The 19,223-nt window shown below is 48.1% G+C and carries 9 protein-coding genes and 1 pseudogene; 4 read left to right on the top strand and 6 right to left on the bottom strand.

Going from position 1 to position 19,223, the window contains the following annotated elements; all coding sequences use genetic code 11:
- The first annotated feature begins 119 nt into the window (after window positions 1-119).
- Entirely contained in the window at window positions 120-3,431 is a 3,312-nt protein-coding gene (locus AB1656_19380; protein ID MEW6237550.1) for a discoidin domain-containing protein, read from the top strand.
- Here AB1656_19380 and AB1656_19375 read toward each other — a convergent pair.
- The 6 genes from AB1656_19375 to AB1656_19350 all read right to left on the bottom strand — a co-directional run bounded on the left by AB1656_19375 (window position 3,417) and on the right by AB1656_19350 (window position 9,523).
- Window positions 3,417-3,764: a hypothetical protein gene (locus tag AB1656_19375; protein ID MEW6237549.1), complete on the bottom strand. Its 348-nt coding sequence runs from the start codon at window positions 3,762-3,764 to the stop codon at window positions 3,417-3,419. The two genes, AB1656_19380 and AB1656_19375, sit on opposite strands and share 15 nt — an antisense overlap.
- A gap of 269 nt (window positions 3,765-4,033) precedes the next feature.
- Window positions 4,034-4,234, bottom strand: a complete 201-nt coding sequence (locus AB1656_19370; GenBank protein ID MEW6237548.1) for a hypothetical protein — start codon at window positions 4,232-4,234, stop codon at window positions 4,034-4,036.
- A 127-nt stretch (window positions 4,235-4,361) separates the two neighbouring features.
- Window positions 4,362-5,546 (bottom strand): site-specific integrase, encoded by a 1,185-nt coding sequence (locus tag AB1656_19365; GenBank protein MEW6237547.1) that lies wholly within the window; start codon window positions 5,544-5,546, stop codon window positions 4,362-4,364.
- 381 nt (window positions 5,547-5,927) lie between these two features.
- Entirely contained in the window at window positions 5,928-6,758 is an 831-nt protein-coding gene (locus AB1656_19360) for a sugar phosphate isomerase/epimerase family protein (protein MEW6237546.1), read from the bottom strand.
- A gap of 42 nt (window positions 6,759-6,800) precedes the next feature.
- Window positions 6,801-8,162 (bottom strand): hypothetical protein, encoded by a 1,362-nt coding sequence (locus AB1656_19355; protein MEW6237545.1) that lies wholly within the window; start codon window positions 8,160-8,162, stop codon window positions 6,801-6,803.
- A gap of 41 nt (window positions 8,163-8,203) precedes the next feature.
- The gene (locus AB1656_19350; GenBank protein ID MEW6237544.1) at window positions 8,204-9,523 is read right to left on the bottom strand and encodes a Gfo/Idh/MocA family oxidoreductase; all 1,320 of its coding nucleotides are present in this window, start codon (window positions 9,521-9,523) and stop codon (window positions 8,204-8,206) included.
- A 337-nt stretch (window positions 9,524-9,860) separates the two neighbouring features.
- Between AB1656_19350 and AB1656_19345 the strand changes: the two are divergent.
- The 3 genes and pseudogenes from AB1656_19345 (at window position 9,861) to AB1656_19335 (ending at window position 19,165) form a co-directional block, all read left to right on the top strand.
- Window positions 9,861-14,734: pseudogene (locus AB1656_19345) on the top strand (HAMP domain-containing protein).
- A 17-nt stretch (window positions 14,735-14,751) separates the two neighbouring features.
- Window positions 14,752-15,399 carry a CheR family methyltransferase gene (locus tag AB1656_19340; GenBank protein MEW6237543.1) on the top strand — a complete coding sequence of 216 codons (648 nt, stop codon included), beginning with the start codon at window positions 14,752-14,754 and terminating at the stop codon, window positions 15,397-15,399.
- A gap of 340 nt (window positions 15,400-15,739) precedes the next feature.
- Complete coding sequence (locus AB1656_19335) at window positions 15,740-19,165, top strand: PAS domain S-box protein (protein MEW6237542.1); 3,426 nt, start codon at window positions 15,740-15,742, stop codon at window positions 19,163-19,165.
- Window positions 19,166-19,223: the final 58 nt, after the last annotated feature.

The following is a 19,223-nucleotide window of genomic DNA, read 5'->3' as shown; positions in this document are numbered from 1 at the left end:
CAGGCCCAGGAGGAAAAAATCACAAATCTACATTCCTATAACCGCGTTTCAAAGACGGATTGGTTGCTGAGTCAAACAGGGAAAAATAATTGTCGTCGAGGGGGAAGAATAATTGTCGCTTGACAGAAAGTAATCCTTCTTGGTGGCAAATTGTTTTTTTGAAGGATGTCAGCATCTATAAAATAGAAATTTTCCCCAGCGTCCAAAATCCCTCCGATATGTTTCCCTCTTTTGTCGTAGCCTCGTCCTTGACAGGTGAATTCAAGGGAGAGGAAAAAATTTTAGTTAAAGAGGAAAATTGGAAGAATATACCCGTAGCGACCTACGAGTTTTCTCCCATCACCACACGCTATTTGAGGTTAATTCCACTGAAACCTCAACCCTTTGCAAACCTTCAAGAATTCCGAGTCTATCCGGCAGTGGAACCTACTCCCACTCCAACTTTTACCCCTACCCCTACTAGCCCCTTTAACGGACATGAATTTGACGATCTCCATTGGTTTACAAATATTGGTATATTGGGTTATGCAACTGCAAAAAATTACTATCCAGGAAGAGAACCAAAACAGGCTATTGATGGTGATACCAGTACGATTGGAAACGGCTGGTCTCCACTCAACTTTTCGGAATACAATCCTTCTTGGTGGCAAATTGTTTTTTTGAAGGATGTCAGCATCTATAAAATAGAAATTTTCCCCAGCGTCCAAAATCCCTCCGATATGTTTCCCTCTTTTGTCGTAGCCTCGTCCTTGACGGGTGAATTCAAGGGAGAGGAAAAAATTTTAGTTAAAGAGGAAAATTGGAAGAATATACTCGTAGCGACCTACGAGTTTTCTCCCATCACTACACGCTATCTGAGATTAATTCCAATAGAATCAAGGCCATATGCCGTGATTCAAGAATTTCGCGTCTATCCGGCAGTGGAACCTACTCCAACACCAACTACTTATTTTTCAAATATTCATGGAGAACCAACAAATGAAGAACAATTAGTTCTTGAATACATTAATAGAGCAAGACTTAATCCTGTCATTGAAGCAAAAAGATTACTTAATTCATATAAGTATTATTCAATACTTGGAGACGGATATCATCCACAAGAATTTATAGATGAATTTGAAAAGTATTTTGCACAACCCCCGATGTCTATGAATGACAAATTGCTACACGGAGCAAGACTTCATGCAAAAGATATGGCCATTAATAGAGGTAAAGTATTTGGACATTTTGGTTCAGATGGTAGTTCACCCTATGATCGAGTGATAACAATAGCAGGTTATGAAGGTACAGGATGTGGTGAAAATGTTGCTGATAGTGTTTCTTCATCTGAAAATGCTCATTCAGGATTTATTGTAGACATTCGTAATCCAGAAAGAGGACATCGTCATGCAATTATCAATTCCAACCCTGCGGTTTCTCCCATTATTGAGGCCGGAATTGCGATGTATCCAATTCCTTCCATGTCAAATCTTAATGAAACACTATACTCGTGTGTGGAAGAGTTTGGTTCGCCGAATGATAGGACGCCAAGATTATGTGGTGTAGTTTATGATGATATAAATGGTAATTCGTTTTATGATTTAGGAGAAGGAATCGGTAATGTAATAGTAAAAAATAAAGAAGGGTGGTATCAAACGAAGACCAGTACATCGGGTGGTTATACCCTTCCGATCATTATTCCAGGCAAATATGAAATATGTTTTGAAGGACTAAACGGTCTCGTATCAGCCTCACATGAGGTTATAATCGATTGCACAAATGTTAAAAATGATTTAATGCTTCATCTGACTCCTATCCCGACAAGCACTCCTATACCAACGATCCCACCACTTGGGCCTAATGTGAATATTGCTCGTGGCCAGATAGTAAATGCGACAGTATATACCTTCGATGGTTATGGGTGCTGGAAAGCGGACGGTAATATCAACCTTGTAGTTGATGGGAATATTTCTGAATCAGATCTATGTTGGTTTTCGGGTAAAACTGACTTGGCATATCTTTTTTTAGATATTAAACTACCCAACCCCTATGAAATTGAAAAAATCAATATATATCCACCTGCAAGAAATCCAAATGATTTATTTACGTCATTTAAAATATTGGCATCACTTACGGGTGATTTTAATGGAGAAGAAATAGAAATTATTAGAGAAGAAGAATGGAGAAATAAATGGTTGCCGATTATAAACTCTGGAAGAGAGATAGGAAAATATCTTCCAATCTCATATATTTTTAATCCATTTGTGGCGCAATATATTCGGTTGATAAAACTCACGGGAACGTATTTTCAAGGATTACAAGAAATAGAAATCTATCCGCCCGCTACTCCTTTAAACATCACGCCCACGCCTATAACTGCAACCAATACCCCTTCGCCTACTTTTACTTTTACTCCTACCAAAACATCTACCCCCTCATTCACTTCAACTCCAACAAAATCCCTTCCGGGACATGAGTGCGAAAACTTGCATTGGGACACAAATATTGCGCCGTTAGGCTATGCTTCTGCGGAAGAAACAGAAGATGTGAGAGATCCTACAGAATCGATAGATTATGATATATCTTCCAGATATAATGGTTGGTTTACTCGGCAAGGTATGAGTTGGTGGCAATTAAAATTACCTTGTGAATTGCCAATATATAAAATAGATATATTCCCAACCTTTGTTAATTATAACGATATGTATACTGTATTTGATATTGCCTCATCTTTAACAGGAGAATTTAATGGCGAAGAAACTATAATTGTATCAGAGAAATCATGGCCAGCAAAATTCCCTGTATCTTACGATTTTACTCCAATACGAACACGATATCTTAGAGTGATTCCAAAAGAATCAAGGCCATATGCCGTGATTCAAGAATTCCGAGTCTATCCGGCAGTGGAACCTACTCCAACACCAACTTTTACTCCTACTCCAACATCACCATTTACGGGACATGAATTTGACAATATTACCAATGACACAAACATTGCATCATTGGGTTATGCAACTGCCGAAAGTTTTCGTAAAACCCGTGATCCAAAATTTGCTATTGATGGCGACAAAACAACACCAGAAAATGGATGGTCACCAGAGGGTGATATGGGTTGGTGGCAGGTCTGGTTGCCTGGAGAAATTTCAATTAATCGTATTGAAATATTTCCAAGTGTCGCGAATCCTTCTGATTTATTTTCAGCATTTAAAATAGAAACCTCGTTGACGGGTGAGTTTAATGGAGAGGGAAAAATATTGGTGATAGAGGATAATTGGCCCAGTTCAACTTCAAAAATCTATAAATTCTCATCGACTCCAACTCGTTATCTCAGATTTATACCACTAAAGTCACATCCGTGGGCAATTCTACAGGAATTTCGAGCATATCCTGATACAGATGCAAACCCAACACCAAATCAAACAATGATAAAAAATTGGTCAGCAATAGAATAAATAAAAGAAAGCGTGAAGAATAGGACAGCCATTGGCGACTATGGGATTCAAAGCATAGAGAAACGTCGCTTGTTTCGGCTTGACGGTAATAGCAATCCTGCGTACATCCGCAGAGGAAGGAAACGCCTGATCGGGAAGCACTGCGAATTGCTTAACTCCCGGCTCATACGATTCGAAACCGCCGGGAATCTCCTCCCAGCCATTGCCCGCCAACGTATCTTGGTTGAATTCATAGGCGTCAAGCCATTGAGGTTCTTGCGTCCAGGCGAATACGGAAGATGCGGGAACGAGCAAAATAGACATAAGAAAAAAAACGGAATTATGGCGATTCATCGTTTTCCCTCCAGTAATTCCTACTTGAACAGCATCCCAAACCATCGTACCATGTAACGGTCATGCTTTTAAGGCGATATGAAAATTCTCTATGAGCAAAAAAAATCCAAAATCATACAAAAAATATTTTCCACCAACACTGCCACAAACAGGCCGGGGGCATTGCCACAGAATCCCTTCCCATGCACAGGTACTATCTGATGGAACCGTCCGGGGGTCCCAAGCCGGGGGCTTTGGGGGGACCGGGGGGCATCTCCCACGTTCCGGCCTTATTGCTCCGCCGCCCCGGCGTTCGTCTTGGACGCGGCGGCTTTGGCTTCGCGTCCTTCGTGACGATCAACAGGTAGTGGAACACTCTGTCCCACTACCGGCTCTTTTTCCGCCATTGTTCCATCGTCATTTCGCGGCTGCGCCTTGGTGGCTTCGCTGCGCTTGCGGTTTGCCTCATCCTGGATGCGTTCACGCTCCACTTGCGGATCGTTGCGCGATTCCCTGGAACGAACACTATGGGAACTGTCCAGGAAGGGTGCAAAGCCGCGTCCATAATTTCAACAGGGCAAACGGCGAACGTTGAGCCTAGGCCAAGGAAGGCGGCTTCTAAGCGGTTTCTTTCTTCGCTTTGCGAATAGCCGCAATGTTTAAGATTTTCCCGCCATAATCTTCAAACGCCCCTTTAACTGGATTTTCACCAAGACGAGCATAAACCGCCGTTGTTGACTGGTTGGAATGATTCAAGGCTTTGCCTATGATGGGCAGAGATACTCCGCTGGACGCCATCCAAGAACCGCATGTTCTGCGTAAATCGTGGATTCTTACATCGTGAAGACCCGCACGAGCTTTTATGCGTCGCCATGCCTTATCAATGTTGACTAGATGAGCGCCTTCTTTAACTCCAACGAAAACGAATGGATTTCTCGAACATTTAGGGATGGATTTAAGAATATCCAATGCCGCTGCGCTTAAGGGAACATGATGAATTCGCCCGGCCTTTGTTTGTGGAATTCTCCATTCTTCTCGTGAGAGATCAATGTCTGCCCATCGCGCCGACAACAATTCATTCAGTCTCAAACCAGTCAAAAGAAGCAACCAAAACGCCGTCTTCGCGTATATGTTTTTTTCTTCGTTAATCGCTTCCGCCAAACGTGGGAGCTCGTCAGGCGTTATCCACCTATCGCGCTTCTCTTCTCTGAATTTTTTTATGCCGCGCGCCGGATTTTCGAAACCGCTTTTCGTGTAGCCCATCAACCTCGCCCATTCGAAGATTTTAGATAAGAGAGAGAGAACGCGGTTCGCTTGGTACGGCGCACGTTCTCCGTATTGCTTATGAAGGGTGCTAACGTGATGTCGCGTTACTGCGTCGATGCGCTTTTTCCCAAGCGTTGGAAGGATTATTTTTTCGATTTGCCGTTTGTCATCTTTCCAACTGCGTTTATGAATTTTCGAATGCTGTTCGAAGAATTCCGCGCATAAATCCGCCATCGTATCGCCCCGGCGCGCCGCCGCTTTCTCTTCCGCCGCGTCAATGCCCTTCGCCGCATTGAAAAGGATTTCTTGCGCCGCCTTGCGCGCCGTTTCAACAGTAAACACGCCATAGCGCCCGATGGATGTAAGCCGATAACGCCCACGCAGCCGGTAGCCCACAACAAAGGTTTTGACGCCAGACGGGAAAACGCGAAGCCCGAATCCTTTCAACTCGTCATCCCAAAAAATGCACTGTTTTTTTTCTTCGCTCATGGAGTGAGCAAACGAAGCCTTGTCAACTACGCTTTTCGTTAATTTCATTGGGATTTTTTCCTTTTCTGGAGTGAGCATAAAGTGAGCAAATTTTATAGTATTTCGTACTTGTCAATAGTTGTTTATAGATAAATTATCTCCAATTTCCTAATGTTTTCAAGGGTAGTAGTAAGTGATGGTAGGAGATTTATAGCGGAAAAACGGATTCCTAATCCGTCGGTCGCGCGTTCGAATCGCGCCAGGCGCAAGGAAATTCTTAGATTATGCCGTTTATGAGAATATTTAAAATCTTGTTATCTCCCGGCTTCATAGATATAAAAAAATTGATTAGAAATTATTATACTTACATCTAATGTAAAGATGGAACGTCGTTTTATAAAATAAAAAAGATTCAAGGAAATGATGAATGCCGCCATTCTTTCTTTTTGATTATTTAAGCTGGTCAGCGAGATGTTCCAAACTTTTGGCGGCTTGCGTTGGCGTCCCGCACTCGACGGAAAAGACGATGTCGCGCGGCGTTTTTTGACGAACGATGTCAATGATCTTCTTCCAATCCAAAACGCCCTCGCCGCACGCGCATCCAACCGGCGTTCCAGTAACAAGCCCCCGCTCCGCTTCCGAATGCTCCACCGAAATATCCTTGGCGTGCAGATGCACAAGGCGCTCCGCCACTCTTTCCAGCCAGGCATAGACGTCATGTCCGCACAAGTAGGCGTTGCCGGTGTCGAAATTGATGCCGATGGCGGGAGAATCGACCAGGTTGTAGATTCGATCCAGCCCGTCGGGATTGCGCGAATATTGAGCGTGCGGTTCGATGCCAATCTTGACGCCGCGACGCTCGGCGATGAAGGAAGCCTCTCGCAACGTATACTTAATCAAAACGAAATCTTCCTCTTCCGTCGTCCATTTAGCCTTGACGCCTTCGTCCGTGTTAACCACGGGAACGCCGATTTCGGCGGCGGCGCGAATCGCCAGTTTGATATATTCGCCGTGCACATCGGGGCGTCCTAAGGGGCCATGCGCTTGCAAGGCGGAAATGGTCAATCCCGCTTTATCGCAGGCATCCTTGATGCGGTAAGGGTCGTCGAACATGGAAACGGTGTGATAATATCCGGCTTCGCTCATCAGTTCGCGGCCAAAGTGCACCATCGGTTCGAAATATTTAAATCCCATCTCCGCCGCTTTTTCCACTGCCCATTCAAAAGGCTTGTCCGAACTGCGAGAAAATTCCGCGTTTAAACCAATCAATATGTTTCCCATTTCAATAGGCTCCTTTCCAAATATTTTTCCATTTTGAATAGTTTACTTGTCCCATAACCGATTTAGCAATCGAACGGTTTCGTTCACTAACATCTGCCCACCCTCCGGACCAACGATAAATTTATCCGCACTGTAGCCGCCGCCTTGAATGGCTTTCTCGGTGGGAAGATAGCCGCTGTGCTGGCAGGATAGTTGCACGAGAAAAGTCAATAACGCGGGACTTCTGGCTTTCATTCGAATGCCGTAATCCAAATAGAGTTCGAAGGGATTGCTGGCGATGGCGATATCGCCCAGACGAATCGCGTGCATTTCAACGGGATCGACGGAATCGGTTTCGTAAAAAGGAACTCGCTCGGCATCCTGGATGGGAAGCGAGATTTTTGACAATTCATGACGGAAGATAGGATTGCGCGCAATATCCTTCTTCGAGAGTGGCAAGACATCCTCCACAGCGTCGGCGATCCGGCGAGCGATTTCCTGACGGCTTGTCAATCCTCTTCTTTCCCGCATGATTTTTTCCGCCTGCGAGTTGTACAAATAGTGGGGCGAAAGGTCGCCCGCCGCGGAACATTGGGGAAGAATGAAAATATCCCCGCCGATGCGTTTGCGGATTTCGAGCCTTGCGTCATGCCAAAAATCGGCAGAAATATCGCTCAGGCCTTCCGTTTCCTGCGATGTGCAGGCGAGATTGACGATGATCCCTGACAATTCGTTGTCCGGCGTCCAGAAGAACAACAGGTTAACGTCGTGATCTTCATAACCCTCGATGTTGGAAAAATCTTCGCGATCCGTCTTGCCGTACATTGCCGTCGAGCCGTTGAAATAATGTGCGCGGCGGTTTCTGCCCACGACGGCATGGCCCAATCCCCAACTTACGCCGCCCGGCTTTCGATTTCGCCAGGCCTTTACGGCAGCTGCGCCGACGCGGTCGATGAAAAAATCGGCGTATTCGGATGCCTTCATGACGCCTTCGTCCTGGCTCACGTCGTACAACCCTTTAAACGCGCCGTCGATGAAACCGGGAGCCGTATGAGTATGCGTAGCGTTCATAAAGAACTTTTCCGTCTCGAAATCGGGAATCGCCGTTTTCAACCGATTCTGCAACCGTTCCTGAATTTCCTTGCAAGTATAAAGAACGTCGCACGAAACCAGAATCGCTTGTTCCCGTTCGCCGTTCTTTCCTTGCGTCTCCAGCGCTAAAACCGTCGCGGTTAGAGGATCGAGAACTGACTGGGAAATCCGCTTGCTTAACTGGCCGATCAACGCCACCGGTTTTTCAGGCGTGATATCTGTGAAAGCCCAACCCACAAATAATTCGGCGGAAGCATCCGAAATCGGATTTCCAAAGACGGAGGAACAACCTAACAGAGCGATGGCGAAAAAGTAAGTCTTATACCCATTCATGATGAATTTCCTTATTTCGTTTTTATTTGTTCCCCAAATCGTCAAGCATTCAATGTCCATGGCTCCCGCATCGGTCTTTTCAACATGCCGTTAGCTTCATCGTCATCGATAAATTGTTCGAGTTCGGGATTCCATCGCAACTTACGGCCAAGGCGCACGGCAATATTAGAAAGCTGACAGATCGTATCCGAATGAACCGCCGTTTCCACCGGGCATATCGTCGCGCCGCGGATTTTTACCGCATCCAGGAAGTTGCGATGATGATCGCCGCTTTCGGGAAGATGAATTTCATCTTTGCCGATTTTAGCGGATAGCAGCGGCTTTGGTTCGGCGTCGATGCCCTGGCGGTTGACATGCACCCATCCTTTGCTTCCTTCAAATCGAATCCCCTGCTTGGCTCGCCCCTGATTGTCGGTATAGATCATGGTTACTCCATTGGCGTAGTGAAATTCCAGTTCCCACTTGATGCAGCAATTGGCGATGCCTTCCTGGGGGAATTCTCCTTTCCCCTCAACGTCGATGGGAGTCGTATCGTCGGTTCCGTTTCCCCACTGCGCGATATCCAGATGGTGAACGCCCCAGTTGGCGATGAATCCCAGGCAATAATCGTAGATATGATACCAGGAACTATAACTTTCCTTGTCGTTATAAGGACGGCAGCGCTGATAGGAATAGGGAACCTTGGGAGCGGGTCCGAGCCACATGTCATAATCCAGATCGTCGGGAACGGGAATCTCCGCGTCTTGGGGAATCGGCCAGCTGGCGGGAGCGCCCACGAAGATGGTCTTCAATTCGCCGATGCGTTGGTTGCGGGCCAATTCGCAAGCGAAGCGAAAATCGTTGGAAGATCGCTGCTGGGTTCCAAACTGAAAGACGTTTTTGTTGTCCTTGATCGCCTTCCGCAAAGCTTGTCCTTGTTCCATGCTAAGACCTACCGGTTTTTCGAAGTACATATCTTTTCCGGCGCGAGACGCCGCCAGGCCGATGAGAACGTGCCAATGATCCGGCGTCGCCAAACTTACGGCGTCGATGTCTTTGCGAGCGATCAATTCGCGAAAATCTCCGTACGCGTAACAGTCTTTGTTGTCGTAAAAATCATCCACGATTTCCTTGGCTTTTTGCCGTTGGATTTTGGATACGTCGCAGACGGCGATTACGCGCACGTCATCGTAGCGCATAAACTGGCGCATATTGCTGGATCCCCGGTTTCCCAAACCAATGCTACCGATCGCGATTTTCTCGCTGGGAGCCGCTGCGCCGTCTTTGCCCAGCGCGAAAGACGGAACGATCGCAGGCGCGCAGACGGCTCCGGCGGCAATGGCGGAATTTTTAAGAAAAAGGCGGCGCGTTAGACGATTCATGACGGTTGCCTCCAAAAGGTTGTTGCGGACATTTATTATTGTTATTCAATAGAAAAACTTTTTCCGCTTCGAACGAGTTCCTAATCCTCGATGGCAATTGTTTTGCTATCGGCTAGAGCCATTCGGGCTAGAATATATGACAAACCGCTGTGGATTGGAATCCTGACTCCTGACTATCTTCAAGAAGACGAGTGAATATTTTATATGGGAGAATCTCTAGGTACTATAAAATCGTTTCGATTCTGTTTGGCCTCCCGATTTATGTCTTGCGCCGCTTCGAACCAGTTGATGCTTCAAGCCGAAATGAGCGCGATAATGAATTTTCTATGAAAGCGGCAAAAACACGATCAACACGATGGTGGATCAGTTGAACTCGTTTGCTTCTGAAGTGACGCGGGTTGCCCGCGAAGTGGGTACGGACGGTAAATTGGGCGGCCAAGCGATCGTGAAGGGGGTAGCGGGTACATGGAAAGATTTAACCGACAGCGTGAATTTGATGGCCGCCAACTTGACCGGTCAAGTACGCAACATCGCCGAAGTAACTACCTCTGTCGCCAAGGGGAGTTTATCCAAGAAAATCACTGTTGACGCCAAGGGTGAAATTCTGGAACTCAAAAACACTATTAACACCATGGTGGATCAACTTAACTCGTTTGCGGCGGAAGTGACGCGGGTAGCCCGCGAAGTGGGTACGGATGGCAAACTGGGGGGGCAAGCAGAAGTCAGGGACATTTCCGGTACTTGGCGAGACCTAACTGATAGCGTCAACTCGATGGCGGCCAACTTGACCGGTCAGGTACGCAATATCGCCGATGTAACTACCTCTGTCGCCAAGGGGAGTTTATCCAAGAAAATCACTGTCGACGCCAAGGGCGAAATTCTGGAACTCAAAAACACTATTAACACCATGGTGGATCAACTTAACTCGTTTGCGGCGGAAGTGACGCGGGTAGCGCGCGAGGTGGGTACGGATGGCAAACTGGGGGGGCAAGCAGAAGTCAGGGACATTTCCGGTACTTGGCGAGACCTAACTGATAGCGTCAACTCGATGGCGGCCAACTTGACCGGTCAGGTACGCAATATCGCCGATGTCACAACGGCTGTCGCTAATGGCAACCTATCCAAAAAGATCACTGTGGATGTTCGCGGCGAGTTTCTCCAATTAAAAGAGACCATCAATACGATGGTGGATCAACTCAATTCCTTTGCGGCGGAAGTCACCCGAGTGGCGCGCGAGGTCGGTACGGAAGGTAAATTAGGCGGCCAAGCGGAGGTGCCGGGGGTAGCGGGAACCTGGAAAGACTTGACCGATAATGTCAACTTGATGGCTAACAACCTCACCAACCAGGTGCGCAACATTGCCGATGTCACCATCGCCGTTGCCAATGGCGACCTCTCGAAGAAGATCACCGTTGACGTGCGCGGCGAATTTCTCCAATTGAAAGAGACCATCAACACGATGGTAGATCAATTGCGCGCTTTTGCATCGGAAGTCACCCGCGTGGCGCGCGAAGTGGGAACCGAAGGCCGGTTGGGCGGCCAGGCGTACGTAACCGGCATCGCCGGCACCTGGAAAGATTTGACCGACAGCGTCAATTTCATGGCCGCTAATCTGACCGATCAGGTGCGCAACATCGCCACCGTGACCACAGCGGTAGCGCGCGGCGACTTGGAAAAGAAAATCACGGTGGACGCTAAGGGCGAAATTCTCGAACTCAAGAATACCATCAACACCATGGTCGATCAACTGAATGCTTTCGCTTCGGAAGTAACCCGCGTAGCGCGCGAGGTCGGCACCGATGGAAAACTGGGAGGCCAAGCTCAAGTACGGGGCGTGTCTGGCACATGGAAAGACTTGACCGACAACGTCAATTTGATGGCGGCCAATCTGACCGACCAGGTGCGGGGCATCGCCAAAGTCGTTACCGCTGTCGCCAATGGCGAACTCAAGTAGAAATTGATACTGGAGGCAAAAGGCGAGATTGCAGAACTGGCGGAAACCATCAATGAAATGATCGATACCCTCGCCACCTTTGCCGACCAGGTCACTACCGTAGCCCGCGAAGTGGGCGTTGAAGGCCGCTTGGGAGGACAAGCGAACGTGCCGGGAGCCGCTGGAATCTGGAGGAACCTGACCGATAACGTCAATCGCTTGGCCGCCAACTTGACTGCCCAAGTGCGCGCCATCACCGAGGTGGCTACCGCGGTCACCAAGGGCGATTTATCGCGCTCCGTAACGGTCGAAGCGGCGGGCGAAGTCGCCGCACTTAAGGACAACATTAACGAGATGATCCGCAACCTGCGCGAGACCACCCGCATCAATACCGAACAGGACTGGTTGAAGACCAATTTGACTAAATTCACCCGACTGATGCAGGGTCAGCGCGATCTCAACACGGTCGCCAAACTCCTCATGTCCGAACTCGCTCCCGTGGTCAGCATACAACACGGCGTCTTCTTCATTAGCGACATGCTGGACAGCCAGCCGGTTCTCAAACTCCTCTCCAGCTATGGTTATAAGGAACGCAAGCATATTTCCAACCTGTTCCGCTACGGCGAAGGATTGATTGGACAGTGCGCCTACGAGAAACAACGCATCACGCTGACGCAGGTGCCGAATGATTACATCAAGATATCGTCCGGATTAGGAGAAAGTTCACCCCTCAATATCGTGATGCTGCCGGTGGTTTTCGAGAACGACGTGCTTGCGGTGTTCGAACTGGCGTCCTTTAATGCGTTCAACGAAGTGCAAATCTCATTCTTGGAACAATTGTCGGAGAGTCTCGGCATTGTTCTCAATACCATTTTGGCCACGCAGCGGACGGAGGAATTACTCAAGCAATCGCAATCCCTCTCCTCGGAATTGCAGGCGCAGCAGGAAGAACTCCGAGAAACCAACAAACGATTGGAAGATCAGGCCAAGACGCTCCAAGTTTCGGAAGAGCGCTTGAAAAAACAGCAGGAAGAACTACAGCAGGCCAACGAAGAACTGGAGGAACGCGCGGGATTGCTCGGCGATCAAAAAACGGAACTGGAACGCAAAAATCGCGAAGTGGAGCAGGTCGGGGCGCTCCTGAAGGAGAAAGCCGAACAACTCGAACTGACCTCCAAATACAAGTCGGAGTTCCTTGCCAACATGTCGCATGAATTGCGCACGCCATTGAATAGTTTACTTATCCTCTCCAAAATGTTAACCGATAATACGGAAGGCAACCTGAATGAAAAGCAGGTGGATTACGCCCACACCATTCATACTGCCGGTTCCGACCTCTTTCTCTCATTAACGACATACTCGATCTGGCCAAAATCGAATCCGGAACGGTGGAACTGGAACTTGCCGAAGTGCGATTCAACGATTTGTGCGAACAGGTGGAACGCACCTTCCATCCCATAGCAGATGGCAAAAATCTGGCGTTCTCCACCGCTTGCGAACCGGGATTGCCGAAATCCTTCTCCACCGACGCGAAACGCCTGCAACAGGTGCTTAAGAATCTACTTTCCAACGCCTTCAAATTTACTAACAAAGGCGAAGTGACCCTGAAGATAAGCAAAGCGGCGTCCGGTTGGAGTCTCGATCATGAGATTCTCAACCACGCCAAAATGGTAGTCGCCTTCACCGTCAGCGATACCGGCATCGGCATCCCCGAAGACAAACGGCGGATCATTTTCGAGTCGTTCCAACAGGCGGACGCCTCCACCAACCGCAAGTTCGGCGGCACGGGTTTGGGACTGTCCATCAGCCGGGGAATCGCCCACTTGTTGGGTGGCGAACTGCGGTTGGTCCAAAGCAAGGAAGGCCAAGGCTCTGTCTTTACTCTCTTCTTGCCGTTAAATTACAAACTGCGTCCGGATCGTAAACCGAGTAATCCTCCGGACGGTGAAATTCTCCCCGAGAGACCTCGAAATACAGGAAATCAAGACGAGCTCGCATCGGATTTCTCCCTTACCGGCGATCAGTTTGTTATTTCCCAAGAAGAATCTCTGGTCGCGATGGAAACCGCGATACCCGACGACCGCGCTTCTATCCTGCCAAGCGATCGAACCTTGTTGGTTATTGAGGACGACGTTGCGTTTGCCAAGATTCTGTTGGAAAAGGCGTGGGAACGGGGATTTAAAGGTCTTGCAGCGTTAACCGGCGAGGAAGGCGTGGCTCTGGCGCGGAAATACAAACCCGTCGCCATTACGCTGGATATCCATCTTCCCGACATGGACGGCTGGGCCGTACTCGACATTCTGAAACACGATCAACGAACTCGCCATATCCCCGTACATGTAATCACGATCGAGGAGAATCAACGATTGCGCGCCCTGAAAATGGGGGCGTTTGTCTATCTGGAAAAACCGATTGCCGTGGAGGCGTTGGAAGAGGTGTTTGCCCGAATCCAACAAGTCAACAAAGATACTATCAAACAGGTTCTCGTGGTGGAAGACAACGCCGTCGAACGCGAATCTATAGTGAATCTTCTGGCCGAGGATAAAGTGCGCATTATTGCCGTCCAGAATGGAATAGAAGCGATCGACGCTCTTCGAAGCCAATCCTTCGATTGCCTGGTGCTGGATTTAAAACTGCCGGATATGGATGGTTCGGAAGTGATCGAGAAAACCAAGGATTCCGTAGATTTCTCGCGGCTCCCCGTTATCATCTATACGGCCAAGGAACTAAGCGAACGCCAAGCCGGAGAATTAAGCAGAATCTCCGAAACCATTATCGTCAAAGATGCAAAGTCCAAGGAACGCCTCTACGACGAAGTGACTCTGTTCCTCCATCAGGTCGAAGAAAACCTGCCCGAATCGAAGCGAACTCTATTGCATCAAGCGAGGCAAAAAGATCCGCTGCTGGCCGGTAAAAAGATTCTCATTGTGGACGACGATATCCGGAACATCTTCGCTATGACCAGCCTGCTTGAACACAATCAAATGGAAGTTCTCTACGCCTCCGATGGAAAAGAGGGGATTGAATTGTTGAAGAAGACTCCGGGCCTCGATGCCATTTTAATGGACATCATGATGCCGGAAATGGATGGCTTCGAGGCCATCCGCCGTATTCGCAAAATAACAAAATTCAAATCATTGCCGATTATTGCGCTCACGGCCAAGGCGACGAAAGGCGACCGCGAGAAATGCATCGAAGCGGGCTCTTCCGATTACGTTCCCAAACCGGTGGATTCCGAACGCCTCTTCGCTTTGCTGCGCGTGTGGTTGTATCGCTGAAGGAATCAGTCAAGGTTATGAATAAACTCGACGATCGAGAAATCTCCTCCTTGTTGGAAACCGTCTACGAACGCGCCGGTTACGATTTCCGGGATTATGCGCCGTCTTCGTTGCGGCGCCGTATCGGAAACATAATCCGCGACGAGAAATTGAGTTCAATTCCCGAATTGCATGAAAAAATACTTTGCGATATGGAAGCGATGCAACGGTTCATTTATGCTGTAACTGTCAACGTAACCTCCCTGTTTCGCGATCCCGATTTCTATCGTTCGTTCCGTTCGGAGGTCGTACCGATTTTGCGGACTTATCCGTTCGTTCGCTTGTGGACGGCTGGATGTTCCACCGGCGAGGAGGCTTATTCATTAGCCATTCTGCTGGAGGAAGAAGAAATTTACAGCCGTTGCCGGATCTACGCGACCGATATCAATGAAGAAGCGCTTCGAAAAGCTCGGGGTGGCGTTTATCCACTGTCCCTCATGAAAGAGTATTCCGAGAATTACATCGCTACTGGAGGCCGGGCCTCGTTATCGGATATTAACCGGGCGTACGATCTGGGAGTCAACTCCTATCTGGTCAAACCTGCCAACTTTCATGCTTTTGTATCCATGATGAAAACAGTCGGACAATACTGGACGAACCTGAACGAAAAACCCGATCTTTTTTGAATCGAGCTGCTTGTAAAATTCCATTATTCCTCCCCAAAGCCTGGGGGAGGTTAGGAGGGGGTTGCTTTAAGTATAACATAATCAACCCCCCTCTAATACCAAACTGCTTTGAATTTGTCGATTTTAAAATTCCTCTCCCAAGATTGGGAGAGGTTAGGTGAGGGTTGATATTATTAGACTTACTATACCCTCACCCTAACCCTCTCCCAGAGGGCGAGGGAACTTATAAACAACAATCCTAACGCAGACTGGTATAACTCCCCCCAAGTTTGGGGGGAGAATTTAAAAGCGGATTTTATGAATTTTGCAGAAGCCTCAATCGATAAAAAGGAAACAAATCATGAATGCAAATGAATCGGTACGCATTCTCTTGGTGGATGACAATCCCAACGATCGCGTCCTTGCGCTCCAGGAACTAAAAAAACAATTTCCGACTCTTGTTGCATTCCAGATCGGCGATGAAAGATCGTTGCGAGACGCTTTGAACAATCCAGATTTTGACCTTGTGATTACCGACTTTTCTCTTCTCTGGACGGATGGATTGACCGTTCTGCAGCAAGTGAAATCCCGCTATCCCAATTGCCCCGTCATCATGTTTACGGGTACGGGTAACGAAGAGATAGCGGTCAACGCCATGAAATTGGGTTTGGATGATTATATCGTCAAAAAACCCCAACATTACAAGCGTCTTCGTTTCGCGGCGCAGAACGCGTTGGAGAGCGCCCGCCTTCGCAAGGCAAAGGCGGAAGCGGAAAGCCGGTATCAGAGCCTATTCAAAGACAATTTTGCCGTGATGTTGATTGCGGATCCGGATACCGCCGAGATCGTCGATGCCAATCCGGCGGCGTGCGCCTATTACGGATATGACATCGATACCTTTAAAACCAAAAAAGTCAAGGATTTCTGCACGCTTCCGCCAGAAGCCATATTGGCTATTTTGCAAACGGCGAAGTCGGGCAGCCAGAAACACGAAATACTCCGCCACCGCCTGGCCAATGGAGAAATTCGAGACGTGGAAGTGTATATCGGCCCGATACTCCTAAGCGGCAAGAATTTTCTCTACGCCATCGTCCACGACATTACCGAAAAAAAACAGTATGAGGATGCGCTGCATGCCAGTGAAGCCAAGTACCGGGAACTGGTTCAGAATGCGAACAGCATCATTTTGAGGTGGAATCGAGAGGGAGCGATTACGTTCCTGAATGAGTTTGGACAATCGTTCTTCGGTTTTAGCGAGCGGGAAATTCTGGGAAAACCAATCATGGGAACCATCGTCGAGGAGCGGGATGAGTCGGGTCGAAATCTGGTTGATATGTTCAACGGTATGATTGAACACCCGGAGTTGTACACGAATAATATTAACCAAAACGTCTGCAGGGACGGAAGAAAAGTCTGGATTGCCTGGACCAATAAAGCCATTAAGGATGAGAATGGAAACACGGTCGAGATGTTCAGCGTCGGTTCGGACATCACCGAGCGCAAGATGGCCGAAACCGCATTGCAGGAGAGCGAAGAGCTTTTTCGAAATCTATTTGAAAAACACGCGGCCATTAAACTGATTGTCGATCCGGAAACCGGGAATATCGTCGACGCCAATGAAGCCGCCGCAATATTCTACAAATGGTCTCGCGAGCGGCTTAAACAAATGAAGATCCAAGAGATCAATACTCTTCCACCCGACCGGATGCAACTTGAGATGGATAAAGTTCTTTCAGGGAAATGCACTCCCTTCGAATTTCGCCATAAAATAGCGGATGGTTCTATCCGTGATGTCGAAGTATATAGCAGTAAAATTCAATCGAAAGGGAAAATTTTTCTTCACTCCATCGTACTTGACATTACGCAACGCAAGCGGGCGGAGGAGAAATTATGGCAGAGCGAGATGTTGTTGGCCGAAGCCCAACGGATAGCCAAGATCGGGAGTTGGGATTTAAACCTGGTTGAAAATCAACTTCTTTGGTCTAATGAGGTTTATCGAATTTTTGAAATAGATCCAGGCGAGTTCGATGGAACTAATGAAGCATTTTTAGAGAGGATTTATCCGGAAGACCGACCTCGGGTAGAGAAAGCCTACGCCGATTCCTTGAAGAACCATGCGCCCTATAGCGTTGATCTCCGCTTGCTGATGAAGGGCGGCCGTATTAAATTCGTGCACGAACAGTGTGAAACCTTTTACAACTCGGAGGGAACGCCGATCCACTCCATCGGTACTATTCAAGATATCACCGAACGGAAGCAGGCGGAAGAGACGCTGCGTCAAAGTGAAGAACGCTATCGCCAATTCTTCGAGCAAGATTTGACAGGAGTATTAATTTCGTCGGTTGATGGACGTATCGTAGACTGCAATCCAGCGTATTTAAAAATATTCAGAATCCCATCCAAAGAAGAAGCCCTTGCAACCAATATCGCTCTGTTCTACCAAGATCCAAAAGCCCGCGAGAATTTCTTGCAATTGCTTCAGGAAAAAAAAGAACTGTTCGGCATCGAAAAAGAACTTCGTCGAATGGATGGCAATCCCGTTTATATGATCGAAAATAATATAGGAATCTTTAACGATCGGGGAGAACTGGTTGAAATTCGCTCCTATATATTCGACAACACGGAACGAAAGGTATTGGAAGAACAATTCCGCCAAGCCCAGAAAATGGAGGCGGTGGGCCGGCTGGCGGGCGGCGTGGCGCACGATTTCAATAATATCATTATGGCCATTCGCGGATACGGCGACCTGGTCTTGCGCGCACTTCCAAAAGACCATATAACCCGAATGGATATTCAAGAAATTAAAAAAACTGCCGACCGGGCTGCCTCATTGACCCGCCAATTGTTGGCTTTCGCCCGCAAAGAGACAGTCAGCCCCACGGCGCTGGACTTGAATAACGCCGTTTCGAACATAATGAAGATGATCCAGCGATTGGTCGGCGAGGACATCAGCTTGGTCTGGATGCCGGGCCAAAACCTCTATTGGATAAAAATCGATCCATCCCAGCTCGACCAGATTCTGGTCAATCTGGCAGTCAACGCCCGCGATGCGATTGCTGGCGTAGGAAAGATCATCTTCGAGACGTCGAACACAGAATTCAATGAAGCCTACTGCGCCAGCCATGTGGGATCCATCCCTGGCGAATACGTTCTTCTGGCGGTGAGCGACGACGGTTGCGGAATGGACAAAGATACTCTATCGAAAATCTTCGAGCTTTTCTTCACCACCAAAAAGTTAGGCAAAGGAACTGGACTGGGTCTGCCGGCCGTATTCGGAGCGGTTAAGCAAAACGGCGGTTTTATCAATGTATACAGTGAGCCGGGGCATGGAACGACATTCCGCATATACCTGCCCCGGTATGCAGGCGATGTTCTTCCCCACTCGGCGGCTCATGTAGAGGTAGCGCCGCAACAAGGCAAGGAAACGATTCTCCTTATCGAAGACGATGTCATGATTCTTGATATCGGTAGACGAATGCTCGAAGAATTGGGTTATACGGTGCTTGCCGCAAATACGCCGAAGGAGGCCATTCGCTTGGCTGAAACAACTACAAACGATATTGACCTTTTAATCACCGATGTAGTGATGCCGAAGATGAGCGGCCGCGAACTAGCCGAACGGTTGCTTTCGATCAAGCCGGATCTGAAATGCCTGTTCATGTCCGGTTATACAGCGAACGTAATCGCTCATAGCGGTATTTTGGAGAGCGGCATTCATTTCATCCAGAAACCCTTCTCGGAGGAGATGTTGGCCGCCTCTGTTCGCCAAGTATTGGATATTTCCTGATCGATGAACTCCAAAGGAGTTGAAAAGAATCCTGTAGATCATTGCCGGATAGAGATAT

The sequence above is a fragment of the Candidatus Omnitrophota bacterium genome (assembly GCA_040755155.1).
Lineage (GTDB): Bacteria > Hinthialibacterota > Hinthialibacteria > Hinthialibacterales > Hinthialibacteraceae > JBFMBP01.
The sequence above is the reverse complement of the archived record's forward strand: the minus strand, read 5'-3'. Positions and strand labels throughout refer to the sequence as shown.

Coding starts and splice junctions, on each gene's coding strand:
- AB1656_19375 (MEW6237549.1), bottom strand. CDS start 3,764: ATGAATCGCCATAATTCCGTTTTTTTTCTTATGTCTATTTTGCTCGTT.
- AB1656_19365 (MEW6237547.1), bottom strand. CDS start 5,546: ATGAAATTAACGAAAAGCGTAGTTGACAAGGCTTCGTTTGCTCACTCC.
- AB1656_19360 (MEW6237546.1), bottom strand. CDS start 6,758: ATGGGAAACATATTGATTGGTTTAAACGCGGAATTTTCTCGCAGTTCG.
- AB1656_19355 (MEW6237545.1), bottom strand. CDS start 8,162: ATGAATGGGTATAAGACTTACTTTTTCGCCATCGCTCTGTTAGGTTGT.
- AB1656_19350 (MEW6237544.1), bottom strand. CDS start 9,523: ATGAATCGTCTAACGCGCCGCCTTTTTCTTAAAAATTCCGCCATTGCC.
- AB1656_19340 (MEW6237543.1), top strand. CDS start 14,752: ATGAATAAACTCGACGATCGAGAAATCTCCTCCTTGTTGGAAACCGTC.
- AB1656_19335 (MEW6237542.1), top strand. CDS start 15,740: ATGAATGCAAATGAATCGGTACGCATTCTCTTGGTGGATGACAATCCC.